This is a genomic window from Streptococcus sp. SR1, from assembly GCF_000526075.1.
Lineage (GTDB): Bacteria > Bacillota > Bacilli > Lactobacillales > Streptococcaceae > Streptococcus > Streptococcus halitosis.
Map to the genome: position 1 here is coordinate 48,430 of NZ_JATR01000020.1, position 11,667 is coordinate 60,096.

Here is an 11,667-nt window from a genome sequence, read left to right on the forward strand (position 1 = left end):
TGAAAAGATTCGAGAGGTAAATGAGAGAAGTGAATGATTTAGGGGAAAAGGTAAGACTCCTTAGAGAGGAGAAGGGTCTTAGTCGTCCAGTTTTTTGTGGGGATGAGTCAGAGTTGTCCGTTCGTCAGTTGGTGCGCATTGAAAAGGGAGAGTTTCGTCCTACGATAAAAACACTGGAATATATTGCGGATAGGCTAGGTATTCCATCGTATGTCTTGATGCCAGACTACAAGGAATTGCCCAAACGTTACCAAGAATTAAAATACTTTCTTCTTCATCATCCTGACTATGGAGACAAAGAGTTGCAGGAACGAAAGGAAAAATATTTTGATGAGATTTTTGAATGTTTTTATGATGATTTGCCACGTGATGAGAAAGTGATAGTGGATTGTCTTCAAGCTATAGATGAGGTGAGGGCGACTAGTAATTCCTTATACGGAAGTAGTGTGATTGAGGACAGTCTTCAAGACTTACTATCCAGAGATGTATACAGGGCTGAGGAATTGTTGAAATTGAGACTGTATTTCAACTGTCAGTTAATGGATGGTTTAAACGAGGGTGAGATAAAAAAGTCTGAGCATGAAACCATTCTTTGTTTTCATGACAAATTAAGTTCTCAGGTTGATAAGATAGAGTTCGATTGTTTGGACTTGCTTAGAGATTCCTTGTTAGCTTCTTTAGCTTGTATAGAAATTATGGGGCTGTTTCATTATTTTAAGAGAGCAGTTGAGACCTTAAATAAAATAGGACAGAAAACACGAGATTTTCAAAAACAACCAATTGTCTTGATGGTGGAGTGGAAATATTATATTCAGATGGATTATGAAACAGCCAAACAAAAGTATGAAGAAGCAAAAATGATGGCGAGAATGTTTGGAAATGAGAAGTTAATCGTTAGTTTAGACAATGAATGGACGGAGGATCTAGAAAGATATCGTTAAAGAGTTTATAGGAGTGACATTTCTGTCATTGGAGGAATGTCGCTTTTTTGTTAAAATGGATTCATAATAAAGAGAAAGGAATTTACTATGATTAAAATACTGATTTTTCTATTTATCACGGGTGGGTGGTGGACTTGAGTTTAGAGGAATGATATGCTAGAATTTGAACGAATAAACAATGTTTTATTGACTGGCATGTCAGAAGTAGGAGATGTACTGCTCATTCGACAAACACTATCAAATCTTATTCAAGTAGAAATAAGAGTTAATGGCTACTTACTGGATTTGATTACAATAAAACCCAAAAAGTTAAAAATTTATCCTTTAGTAGGTATTAAAAAAAATGCACTTATTCTCGTTCAAGAAGTAAGTGTAGGACTTGATATGACGTTAGAGAATAACAGGACATTTAGGAATTTTAATTTTTTTAGAAGATTAAAATAAGAATCAAAGAAAAGGAGAAAAATATATGTGGCGTTGGGTATGGAGAATTGTAAGATGGATTTTAATTAATTTACTATGGGAAGCTCTCTGGGGCTGGGTTAAACAGTGGTTTAGTAAATAGGAGGAATTGTTATGTGGCGTTGGGTATGGAAAATTGTAAAATGGATTTTAATTAATTTAATGTGGACAGCTATTTGGGCTTGGGTTGCACAGTGGTTTAGTAAATAGGAGGAATTATTATGTGGCGTTGGGTAAAAAAAATTATCAAATGGATTATTATTGACTGGATTTTAACAGCAATTTGGGGCTGGATTAAACAATGGTTTAGTTAATAACAGATAAATAAATAAATAATTTCTATTAGAAATTACTAGAATGATTATAATTGAATAAAAAAATAATTGATAGTTATGTCTCGGTTTGAAAATGGGCATTCTCAAAAAGATTATAGACATAACTATCAACTATTTTAATTATAATATAAAAGGAGAAAAAATGAAAGTAGAAAATATTTCATATAGGGTAAATAGTCGCATACTGTTTGATCATATTTCTTTTGATACTTCGAATTCAGGTCTCACACTGATTACTGGGAAAAATGGTGCAGGGAAGTCAACATTATTAAAAGTATTACTAGGAATTGTTCAACCATATTCTGGCTCATTGATTTCTGACGAAAAGGTCAGTTATGTTCCAGATTCTTCGGACAACTATTTCATCGGTTTATCTCCTAATTTATTATTCGAATTTTTACAGAAACAATTTTTTATTGAAACAAATTTGTTTGAAGAACGGTTAAGAGAATTACGAGAACAATTTTATTTGAATGAGAAATTGATGACGCAAACAATTCAATCATTGTCATTAGGAGAAAAGAAAAAAGTAATGCTTATAGCAGCATTTTTATTGGATTCTGATTTGTATGTTATGGACGAGCCTTTATCGGGATTAGATCAAGTTTCGGTTGAAAATCTGATTCATTTGATTGAGCAAAAGATAAATTTAGGTAAACACTTCATTATTGTAAGCCACGAGAGACAGGAAATTTTACCGACAGTTGATCAGATTATTTCTTTGTAGAGGGAAATTGTATGGAAAAGTTTTATTATTCTATTACTCTGTTGTTCCTATCACGACAAGGATACTGGAACGATTCGAATAATGTCAAGGAATTATCGCTAATTCAATTGACTTACAAATATTTCTTATCTTCTATTGCTTTGGTTTTTATTTTTTTGATTGCTAAATCAGAAATTTATAATATATTAAAAGAAAATCAAATTTGGGGAATCCTATCATACTTTGAATTAGCAACAATATTGGTTCCTGCAATTCTGTTATTAGGAATACTTTATGAAAATATTTATGTTTTAAAAACTAAAACAGAAAGTACAATGAGGATATTTTTCAATATAACAGGGAGAGAATTTTGGAATATAGTATTTTTTAAGAATTTAATTCTAGTTTTGCCCATCTTAGTAGTTATTTTTTTCTATAATATTTTTTTAGGACTATTTTCATGTTTACTTATTTTTTTACTTAATAGCATATTTTATATACCAAAGATTAGATATGTGAGGTCAAGATCTAAACAATTATTCAACGTGTCATATTTACTGTCTGTCGTTGATAGCTTAACAGTGTTTAAAGCTATTACCGTACCTATCTTTTCAACATTTATTTTTATGTTTATGTGGTTGGTTTTACCAGATTTTTTAGGAATTGATACCTCAAACAAAGTGATGATATTGAATACAGCTTTATTCTCAGGGACAATATTTTTTAGCAATAAAGGAATAAATTTCTATTTTCTTACCTTAAACAAAGATTTTCCTTATCTGAAGGCTGTAGGAATCGATCTAAATAAATTTATAAAAAAAAGAATTTGGTCTTTAAATGTTATTAGTATTTTATTTCCTGCTACTTCTTTATATTTCTTTCTAAATTATTTGGGGTATGGTTTGATAGATATCTTCTTATTTCTTTTCGGAATTTCTCTAGCATATTTTTTATGTCAAAGCATACAAATGTTAGAGGTATTGCTATTTAGAGAATATCGTTTTCGAGATGCGAAAGAGCTAGAAGCTTTTTCGATTCCTGTGAATATGAGGATTAAGTTATATATTATGCGCCTCATACCAATCATAGTTTGCTTATTATTCAATCAGATTAAATTATTTGGTTTATGGAGTTTAATACTGTTAAATATAATTTATATTGGTATTGTTTATTTTAGTTTGTATCGGTACACGATATCACAAGTGATTAAAGGAGATTGTAATGTCCATTTTATCCATTAAAAATATTTCAAAATTTTACGCCTTGGATGGGAATAATAAAGAGCAGGCTCTAAGGAATATTAACCTGCAAATTGCTGAAGGGAAAATCACTGCGATTTATGGCCCGTCAGGATGTGGCAAAACCAGTCTATTAAATATTATCAGCGGTTTAGATAGGGAGTACGAGGGAATTTTAGACTTTAAAGGAGAGTCTCTCAAGGAATTGTCAGAGGTTGAATTGACGCAATTTCGCAAAGACAACATTGGGTTTGTCTTTCAAAACTTCAATCTCATCCCCCATCAATCTGTTTTGGATAATGTTAAGTTGCCTCTCTATGTCAAAGATTTATCGGATAAAGAAATGACAAGAATAGCCCAAGAACAACTTCATAATTTAGGGATGGAGCCTTTTATGGCTAAGAATGTTAAACAGCTCTCTGGTGGACAAAAACAACGTGTAGCCATTGCGCGTGCTCTGGTAAACCAACCAGATATGATTGTAGCTGATGAACCAACTGGATCGCTCGATTCTCAATCTCAAGAGATGGTTTTAGAAGTGTTCAAAAATTTGGCCCAAGCTGGGAAAACAGTACTGATTGTTACTCATAACCCAGAGGTTACTGAATATGCAGATGTGATTATCAAAATGAAGGATGGTGAAGTCGTTGAAGAAGTCAAAAAATAAAGGATTGTCCTTTAAAAACAAATTCAAACTTTCTTTAAGTAACTTTTTGGAAAGAAAGTGGCGTAACTTGCTGATTGCAGTAGCGACCTCGATTGGTTTTGTAGGTGTATTGGTTTCGTTTGGGCTAGGAAATGCCTTGATTTCGATGATTGATGAGAATACCAACGGGGGGAAGCTCCCTTCCCAAGTTCAGATTGCGCTGAATTCTAGTGTTGCTGGCAGAGGTTTTTTGAACCAAGATGATAAGAACTATATCGTGGATACGATTGGGAAAGAAAATATTAAATATCTAGAAAGTCCTTTTGGCATGACCATGTCAAAGATTAGCATAGACGGACACGAAGTAGAATTTAGCCAATCTATGCCTTCTTATGCTCAAGTCGTGAGTTTGTATGAAGATACAAGTATTTCTGTTAGTAGCAATGAAAAAGAAAAAGTGTTAGCAGGCACTCTTTATACGGATGTTAACGAGCAGGGATTGACGATTCCGATGAGTTTGCTCAAAAATTGGAATGAACAAACAGGGGAAAATCTGACAGCTAGTGATGTTATTGGCAAGCCAGTTTCAGCAACCATTGTAGAAAATGCTGCTGAAGGTAGCAAGTTGGCAGGTTTTCAAACTCATATTGTGCGTGTCATCAATGACGAAGATGATGCAGAGGATAGCAATAGTTTCATGGCTTCCAACCAGATGGAAACTATTTTAAAAGAAGCTGAATTTACAAAGGCTGTATCCTATTTTATTCTGGAACTTAAAGATCCTTCTCGTACGAAAACAGTAATAGAAGAATTGCAGAAAAATAAGAAGTATACAGTTCTTTCTCAACAGGCCGTTCTTGATATTGTGATTACCTTTATTCGTGTCATTCAGGGATTACTGATTGTGCTTTCTTCACAAGCGATTGTGGTGGCAGCAGTTATGATAGGGATCATTATTTACATCAATATCATGCAACGTTCTAAGGAAATTGGTGTCATGAAGGCGGTTGGCTATCAAAATAGAGATGTGAAAGGAATCTTTATCTACGAAGCTCTTTGGATTGTAGGGATCGCCTTGCTAATAGCCTTTATCATTGCACAAGGACTAGGAAGCCTAGCGAATATTATTGTCCACCATTTCTATCCGTCTATCTCTAAAGTTTTTGAATTAAATCTTCTCTCCGTTTCAGGAACTCTTATTTTTGCTTTGTTTCTTGGCTATATTTCAGCCTACTTCCCAGCACGTAAGATTAGTAAAATGGATCCAGTGGAATCCTTACGCTATGAGTAGGGAAAGAAGTTTATCAAAAAGAAACTGACAGAGAAAATCGACGCCCATACTTGCAATTAAACTCAAATAGTTATATAATAGGTGTGTTGAAAGGTGATTTGTAGTGATTCAAGTTACTCTTTTCACAATAAAATTTTCATGATTTTCATAAGGAGGAAATCACTAATGGTAGTTAAAGTTGGTATTAACGGTTTCGGACGTATCGGTCGTCTTGCTTTCCGCCGTATCCAAAACGTAGAAGGTGTTGAAGTTACTCGCATCAACGACCTTACAGATCCAGTGATGCTTGCACACTTGTTGAAATACGATACAACTCAAGGTCGTTTCGACGGTACTGTAGAAGTTAAAGAAGGCGGATTTGAAGTTAACGGTAAATTCGTTAAAGTTTCTGCTGAACGTGATCCAGAACAAATCGACTGGGCTAACGACGGTGTAGAAATCGTTCTTGAAGCAACTGGTTTCTTTGCTACTAAAGCAGCTGCTGAAAAACACTTGCACGCTGGTGGTGCTAAGAAAGTTGTTATCACTGCTCCTGGTGGATCAGATGTTAAAACAGTTGTATTTAACACTAACCATGATATTCTTGATGGTACTGAAACAGTTATCTCAGGTGCTTCATGTACTACAAACTGTTTGGCTCCAATGGCTAAAGCTCTTCATGACAACTTCGGTATCGTTGAAGGTTTGATGACTACTATCCACGGTTACACTGGTGACCAAATGGTTCTTGATGGACCACACCGTAAAGGTGACCTTCGCCGTGCTCGTGCTGCTGCAGCTAACATCGTTCCTAACTCAACTGGTGCTGCTAAAGCAATCGGTTTGGTTATCCCTGAATTGAACGGTAAATTGGACGGAGCTGCTCAACGTGTTCCTGTTCCAACAGGTTCTGTAACTGAATTGGTAGCAGTTCTTGATAAGAACGTTACTGTTGATGAAGTAAACGCAGCTATGAAAGCAGCTTCTAACGAATCATATGGTTACACTGAAGATCCAATCGTATCTTCTGATATCGTAGGTATGTCATTCGGTTCATTGTTTGACGCAACTCAAACTAAAGTTCTTGACGTTGACGGTAAACAATTGGTTAAAGTTGTTTCATGGTATGACAACGAAATGTCTTACACTTCACAACTTGTTCGTACTCTTGAATACTTTGCAAAAATCGCTAAATAATTCTTGAGTCGATAAAAAAGCAAGGCTTTCTGGCCTTGCTTTTTTGTATAGATAAAAGAATAGATGATAATGTCATCCATTCTTTTTTAATTCTTTTTCAAAAGTATCCGATAGAACAGTGAAACTCAATTTTTCTAAGGTGAGTGGATGGGTAAAAGAAAGGCGAAAGGCGTGAAGCATAAGCCGGCTTGCTTTTGATTTACTATTATAGAGAGGGTCGCCCAAGATAGGATGCTTGTGATGAGAGAGGTGAACACGAATCTGATGCGTTCGACCGGTCTTTAGCTTGCAACGAACAAGAGCTGTTTTGTTTGGGAATTGCTTTAATCGACTGATATGCGTTTCAGCATATTGCCCATTTTTGGGATCTACTACTCGTTTTCTGCGATCATGTCGATCACGGCCGATTTTATCTTGAAAGACAAGTTCCTTACTCTCTACTCGTCCTTCTACGAGTGCCCAGTACTCACGAGCGATTTCTTTTTTCTCCAACAAGCGATTGAGGATGGGCAGGATAAAAGGGTTCTTAGCAAAAAGCACTAGCCCACTGGTTTCCATATCTAGACGATGAACGACATAGCAAGTTTGCCCAACGTAGGCAGAGACATGGTTGAGAAGGGCGATTTCGTTTGGTTGGTTACCGTGAGTTTTCATACCCTCAGGTTTGTTGACGACAATAAGATGTTGGTCTTGATAAACTTCTTGAACGAGGTCTGGATTTCCCCAAAGGATTTCTTTGGGGGGATAATCTTCCTCGTCAAAAGTCAATTGGCAAATATCCCCTGCTTTGACTATCTCGTTCCAGTGAACTTCTTCGTGGTTAATTAAGATGTTCTTCTTGGTTCTCAAAAAATGACGGATTTTTCTAGGGATGAGGAGTTGTTCCTCTAGAAATTGTTTGACCGTCATTTGAGGCAGGGATTCGGGTAATGTAAATGTGAATTGCATACAGATATTGTAACAAAAAAAGCCCTATTTGGATAGGGAGTAGCTAAATTCTTGAGTTCCCATGGTGAAGATGATAAAATAAACGCATGAAATTAGATAAATTATTTGAGAAGTTTCTTTCTCTCTTTAAAAAAGAAACGAATGAATCGGCGGAGTCTGATTCTACTAGCATGCGTCGTTCTCGGAGCGATAGAAAAAAAATGTCACAAGTAGGGCCAATTCGGAAATTTTGGCGTCGTTATCATCTGACAAAGATCGTCATCATTTTAGGGTTAAGCGCTGGCTTGCTTGTGGGAACCTACTTATTTGCGATAGCCAAGTCTACCAATGTCAATGATTTGCAAAATGCCTTGAAAACGCGAACTCTGATTTTTGACCGCGAAGAAAAAGAGGCGGGGGCCCTGTCCGGTCAAAAGGGAACCTATGTTGAACTGACAGACATCAGTAAAGACTTACAAAATGCTGTCGTCGCGACAGAGGACCGTTCCTTTTATAAAAATGATGGGATAAACTACGGTCGTTTCTTTCTAGCCATCCTTACAGCAGGTCGTTATGGAGGGGGGTCCACCATCACTCAACAGTTGGCAAAAAATGCCTATCTGTCTCAGGATCAAACCGTTGAACGGAAGGCTAAGGAGTTTTTCCTTGCCTTAGAGTTGACAAAGAAATACAGTAAGGAGCAAATCCTTACTATGTACCTCAATAACGCCTACTTCGGGAATGGGGTATGGGGTGTTGAAGATGCGAGTAAGAAATATTTCGGTGTATCGGCTTCACAACTAACGCTTGATCAGGCGGCCACTCTAGCAGGGATGCTCAAGGGGCCAGAATTGTATAATCCATTAAATTCTGTTGAAACTTCAACCAACCGTAGGGATACTGTTTTGCAAAATATGGTTGCAGCGGGTTATATTGATAAAAATCAAGAGACCGAAGCAGCTGGAGCAGATATGGCTTCTCAACTGCAAGATAAGTATGAAGGGAAGATTTCGGATTATCGTTACCCGTCCTATTTTGATGCAGTTGTCAACGAAGCCGTTTCCAAGTACAATTTAACAGAAGAAGAAATTGTCAACAACGGCTATCGAATCTACACAGAACTTGACCAAAACTACCAAGCCAACATGCAGGTTGTTTACGAAAATACCTCACTATTTCCAAAGGCAGAAGACGGAACACATGCTGAATCAGGTAGTGTTGCTTTAGAGCCTAAAACAGGTGGGGTGCGTAGCGTTGTTGGTAGCGTAGCTGGCGATGACAAACCAGGCTTCCGCAATTTCAACTATGCCACTCAGTCTAAGCGTAGCCCAGGCTCAACCATTAAACCTTTAGTGGTTTATACGCCTGCAGTAGAAGCAGGATGGGCCTTAAACAAGCAACTGGATAATCATACGATGCAGTACGATAGTTATCAAGTGGACAACTATGCAGGGATTAAGACTTCTCCTGAAGTACCTATGTATCAGGCTTTGGCTGAATCACTCAATTTACCGGCAGTTGCGACTGTAAATGCATTAGGTATTGACAAAGCTTTTGACGCTGGGGAGAGATTTGGCCTGAATATGGAAAATGTTGATCGAGTTCTTGGAGTCGCTCTCGGTGGAGGTGTAGAGACGAATCCCCTCCAGATGGCACAAGCCTATGCAACCTTTGCTAATGAAGGTCTGATGCCTGAAGCGCATTTTATCACTCGTATTGAAAATGCCAGTGGTCAGGTCATCAAGAGTCATAAAAATTCTCAAAAACGAGTGATTGATAAGTCAGTAGCCGATAAAATGACCAGCATGATGCTAGGGACATTTACCAATGGTACAGGAATTAGTTCATCGCCAACAGATTATGTTATGGCTGGAAAGACAGGTACTACTGAGGCTGCTTTTAATTCAGTATATACTAGTGACCAGTGGGTGATTGGTTATACTCCAGATGTGGTAATCACCCACTGGCTCGGCTTCCCGACGACGGATGAGAACCATTATCTAGCAGGTTCGACCTCAAATGGAGCAGCCCATGTCTTTAGAAGTATGGCTAATACCATTTTGCCATACACTCCAGGTAGCACCTTTACAGTTGAGAATGCTTATAAACAAAATGGTATTGAACCAGAAAATACGAAAAAGCAGGTTGTTGAAAATGAGACAAACCAGTCTGAGGATCCGATAGGAGATATTCGTAGTCGTGCACAAAATCTTGTAGATGAAGCAGGACGTGCGATTTCAGAAGCTAAAATAAAAGAAAAAGCCCAGACAATATGGGACTCAATCCTTAATCTATTTCGTTAAGAGGCTTGTCAAAGCCTAGGTTTCTTGTTATAATAGATAAGATGGAGGCGTTATGGCACTAAAAAAAGCAAGCCTAGCTTGTGCAGTTTGTGGTTCAAGAAATTATTCAATCAAAATTAGTGGGAACCCCAAGCCAACACGACTAGAAGTAAATAAATTTTGTAAACATTGTGGGAAATATACGACACATAGAGAAACGAGATAGGAGAGAACGATGGGTTTTATTAAGGATATTTTTAAACTTCTTAAAGAAACAACGTGGCCAACTCGCAAGGAAAGCTGGAGAGATTTTCGCTCTATTATGGAATACACAGCCTTCTTTGTGGTCATCATTTACATTTTTGACCAGTTGATTGTTTCAGGTTTGATTCGATTTATTAACATTTTTTAGAAGAAAGGCAGAGAGCTTCTGCTAATTTCTTCTATTATGAAAGGAAATATCATGGATAGTTTTGACAAAGGATGGTTTGTTCTACAAACTTATTCTGGCTATGAAAATAAGGTAAAAGAAAATCTATTGCAACGTGCGCAAACGTATAACATGTTGGATAATATTCTACGCGTTGAGATTCCAACACAAACCGTGCAAGTTGAGAAAAATGGAAAGAAAAAGGAAGTTGAAGAGAATCGCTTTCCAGGTTATGTCCTTGTAGAAATGGTCATGACAGATGAAGCATGGTTCGTCGTTCGAAACACACCGAACGTAACAGGATTCGTCGGCTCACACGGGAACAGATCAAAACCAACTCCACTATTGGAACAAGAAATCCGTGATATCTTGGTTTCAATGGGACAAACTGTTCAAGAGTTCGATATTGATGTTGAAGTTGGCCAGACAGTCCGCATCATTGATGGCGCTTTTGCAGACTACACAGGTAAAATTACCGAAATTGATAACAATAAAGTGAAGATGATTATCTCTATGTTTGGTAATGATACTATTGCAGAAGTAAACCTAAACCAAATTGCAGAATTATAACCCCAGAGAGGCCTTGCCTCTCTTTTTATGTGCCGTTGAGAGAGGAAGAAGTATAGAATAGAGGAAATAGACCCATGGGTTCGTGCATTTTGCTAAACTAAATGCAGAAAGGAGAGGTCTATGAATCTGAAGGAACTATACGAAGAAACGAAGGGCATCGTCCATAAGTGCCGCAAAGATTATCATTTGCATCTGTGGGAGAAAGAGGACTGGGACCAGGAAGGCATGTTATGTCTGTATGAGCTGGTGAGTCGCAACCCAGAGTTACTAGAGGGCGAGCGCCATCAACTATATGTTTGCTTTAAAACAAAATTTAGAAATCGTATTCTAGATTACATCCGTAAACAGGAAAGCCACAAGCGACGTTTTGACAAAGAACCCTATGAAGAGGTGAGTGAGATTAGTCATCGCCTAGGAGAAAAAGGACTCAGGCTAGACGATTATTATCTCTTTCACGAACTTCTAAAGAATTACAAATCAAAGCAGAGTATGGAAAAACAAGAGTTAATAGACCGTCTCATGGGAGGAGAAGTCTTTAGAGGACGTAAAGCTCTCCTGAGAGAACTTTCCCTTATATTTTCAGAATTTCGGTAAAGAGGAAAAAAGATCTTGACAAAGTAGGAAAAGTAGGTATAATAGAAAGAGTTGAAAAGCTCAAGGTCC

General features: G+C 37.2%; 13 protein-coding genes. 12 read left to right on the forward strand and 1 reads right to left on the reverse strand.

What is annotated here, in order from left to right; translation table 11 throughout:
- The first annotated feature begins 20 nt into the window (after window positions 1-20).
- The 7 genes from HMPREF1518_RS07035 to gap all read left to right on the forward strand — a co-directional run bounded on the left by HMPREF1518_RS07035 (window position 21) and on the right by gap (window position 6,795).
- A complete protein-coding gene (locus tag HMPREF1518_RS07035) occupies window positions 21-941 on the forward strand; it encodes a helix-turn-helix domain-containing protein (RefSeq protein ID WP_033585159.1) in 921 nt (306 codons plus the stop codon).
- Between the two features lie 153 nt (window positions 942-1,094).
- Complete coding sequence (locus tag HMPREF1518_RS07040; protein WP_033585161.1) at window positions 1,095-1,385, forward strand: hypothetical protein; 291 nt, start codon at window positions 1,095-1,097, stop codon at window positions 1,383-1,385.
- Between the two features lie 495 nt (window positions 1,386-1,880).
- Window positions 1,881-2,465 (forward strand): ABC transporter ATP-binding protein, encoded by a 585-nt coding sequence (locus HMPREF1518_RS10695; protein WP_142357862.1) that lies wholly within the window; start codon window positions 1,881-1,883, stop codon window positions 2,463-2,465.
- An 11-nt stretch (window positions 2,466-2,476) separates the two neighbouring features.
- Window positions 2,477-3,685 (forward strand): hypothetical protein, encoded by a 1,209-nt coding sequence (locus tag HMPREF1518_RS07050; protein WP_033585163.1) that lies wholly within the window; start codon window positions 2,477-2,479, stop codon window positions 3,683-3,685.
- Window positions 3,666-4,349 (forward strand): ABC transporter ATP-binding protein, encoded by a 684-nt coding sequence (locus HMPREF1518_RS07055; protein WP_033585165.1) that lies wholly within the window; start codon window positions 3,666-3,668, stop codon window positions 4,347-4,349. Before HMPREF1518_RS07050 ends, HMPREF1518_RS07055 begins: the two co-directional genes overlap by 20 nt.
- Window positions 4,318-5,619 carry an ABC transporter permease gene (locus tag HMPREF1518_RS07060; RefSeq protein ID WP_162281873.1) on the forward strand — a complete coding sequence of 434 codons (1,302 nt, stop codon included), beginning with the start codon at window positions 4,318-4,320 and terminating at the stop codon, window positions 5,617-5,619. Before HMPREF1518_RS07055 ends, HMPREF1518_RS07060 begins: the two co-directional genes overlap by 32 nt.
- A gap of 165 nt (window positions 5,620-5,784) precedes the next feature.
- Entirely contained in the window at window positions 5,785-6,795 is a 1,011-nt protein-coding gene (gap, locus tag HMPREF1518_RS07065; RefSeq protein ID WP_000260673.1) for a type I glyceraldehyde-3-phosphate dehydrogenase, read from the forward strand.
- A gap of 72 nt (window positions 6,796-6,867) precedes the next feature.
- Here the strand turns inward: gap and HMPREF1518_RS07070 are convergent, their stop codons facing one another.
- Complete coding sequence (locus HMPREF1518_RS07070; RefSeq protein ID WP_081730837.1) at window positions 6,868-7,743, reverse strand: RluA family pseudouridine synthase; 876 nt, start codon at window positions 7,741-7,743, stop codon at window positions 6,868-6,870.
- A gap of 86 nt (window positions 7,744-7,829) precedes the next feature.
- On the opposite strand from HMPREF1518_RS07070, the gene pbp2a reads away from it, so the two are divergent.
- From pbp2a to HMPREF1518_RS07095, 5 genes are all read left to right on the forward strand, one after another.
- The gene (pbp2a, locus tag HMPREF1518_RS07075; protein ID WP_033585167.1) at window positions 7,830-10,025 is read left to right on the forward strand and encodes a penicillin-binding protein PBP2A; all 2,196 of its coding nucleotides are present in this window, start codon (window positions 7,830-7,832) and stop codon (window positions 10,023-10,025) included.
- 52 nt (window positions 10,026-10,077) lie between these two features.
- Window positions 10,078-10,230 carry a 50S ribosomal protein L33 gene (rpmG, locus tag HMPREF1518_RS07080; protein WP_001809375.1) on the forward strand — a complete coding sequence of 51 codons (153 nt, stop codon included), beginning with the start codon at window positions 10,078-10,080 and terminating at the stop codon, window positions 10,228-10,230.
- Window positions 10,231-10,239: 9 nt separating this feature from the next.
- Entirely contained in the window at window positions 10,240-10,416 is a 177-nt protein-coding gene (gene secE / locus HMPREF1518_RS07085) for a preprotein translocase subunit SecE (RefSeq protein ID WP_000505776.1), read from the forward strand.
- Between the two features lie 51 nt (window positions 10,417-10,467).
- A complete protein-coding gene (gene nusG / locus HMPREF1518_RS07090) occupies window positions 10,468-11,004 on the forward strand; it encodes a transcription termination/antitermination protein NusG (RefSeq protein ID WP_000376732.1) in 537 nt (178 codons plus the stop codon).
- Between the two features lie 120 nt (window positions 11,005-11,124).
- Window positions 11,125-11,598, forward strand: a complete 474-nt coding sequence (locus tag HMPREF1518_RS07095) for a transcriptional regulator (protein WP_001049387.1) — start codon at window positions 11,125-11,127, stop codon at window positions 11,596-11,598.
- Window positions 11,599-11,667: the final 69 nt, after the last annotated feature.